The organism is Streptomyces synnematoformans, from assembly GCF_039531005.1.
In the GTDB taxonomy this organism is placed as follows: Bacteria; Actinomycetota; Actinomycetes; order Streptomycetales; family Streptomycetaceae; genus Streptomyces; species Streptomyces synnematoformans.
Genome location: NZ_BAAAPF010000683.1, coordinates 1 through 1,188 on the forward strand (window position 1 = coordinate 1; position 1,188 = coordinate 1,188).

Sequence of the window (1,188 nt, forward strand, 5' to 3'; positions counted from 1 at the left end):
ACGAGCTACCTGGACATCGGCAAGGTGCTGCAGGCCGCCAGGGATTCGGGTGCGGATGCGGTCCATCCCGGGTACGGCTTCCTGTCGGAGAACGCCGGTTTCGCCCGGGCGGTCCTGGACGCGGGTCTGACCTGGATCGGGCCGCCACCTGAGGCGATCCGCGCGCTGGGTGACAAGGTGTCCGCCCGGCACATCGCGCAGCGTGCCGGGGCGCCGCTGGTGGCCGGTACGAAGGACCCGGTGGCCGACGTCGCGGAGGTGACCGCGTTTGCGCAGGCGCACGGCCTGCCGATCGCGATCAAGGCGGCGTTCGGCGGCGGGGGGCGCGGGCTGAAGGTGGCCCGTAGCCTCGAAGAGGTCCCCGAGCTGTACGAGTCGGCGGTGCGTGAGGCGATCGCGGCGTTCGGCCGTGGTGAGTGTTTCGTGGAGCGGTATCTGGACCGGCCGCGGCATGTGGAGACGCAGTGTCTGGCGGACAGGCACGGGAACGTGGTGGTGGTCTCCACCCGGGACTGCTCGCTGCAGCGGCGCCACCAGAAGCTGGTGGAGGAGGCGCCGGCGCCGTTTTTGTCGCCGCAGCAGAACGCCGAGCTGTACCGGGCGTCGAAGGCCATCTTGCGGGAGGCGGGCTACGAGGGCGCGGGTACGTGCGAGTTCCTGGTGGGCCGGGACGGGACGATCTCGTTTCTGGAGGTCAACACCCGGTTGCAGGTGGAGCATCCGGTGACCGAGGAGGTCTCGGGTATCGACCTGGTGCGGGAGATGTTCCGGATCGCCGACGGTGAGGAGCTGGGGTATGGCGACCCGCCGGTGCGCGGGCACTCGGTGGAGTTCCGTATCAACGGTGAGGATCCCGGGCGTGACTTCCTGCCGGCGCCGGGCACGGTGACGGCCTTCGAGCCGCCGGCCGGGCCGGGTGTGCGGCTGGACGCGGGGGTGGAGTCGGGCAGTGTGATCGGCCCGGCGTGGGACTCGCTGCTGGCCAAGCTGATCGTCACCGGCGCCACCCGGCAGCAGGCGCTGCAGCGCGCGGCACGCGCGCTGGAGGAGTTCACGGTCTCCGGGATGGCCACGGCCCTGCCGTTCCACCGCGCCGTGGTACGGGACCCGGCCTTCGCACCGGCCGCGTGGGACGAACCGTTCAGCGTCCACACCCGGTGGATCGAGACGGAGTTCACGAACGTCATC

General features: G+C 71.0%; 1 protein-coding gene. It reads left to right on the plus strand.

The window, feature by feature from the left end; translation table 11 throughout:
- On the plus strand, positions 1-1,188 hold a 1,188-nt coding region (locus ABD317_RS37100; RefSeq protein ID WP_344296504.1), incomplete at both ends, for an acetyl-CoA carboxylase biotin carboxylase subunit.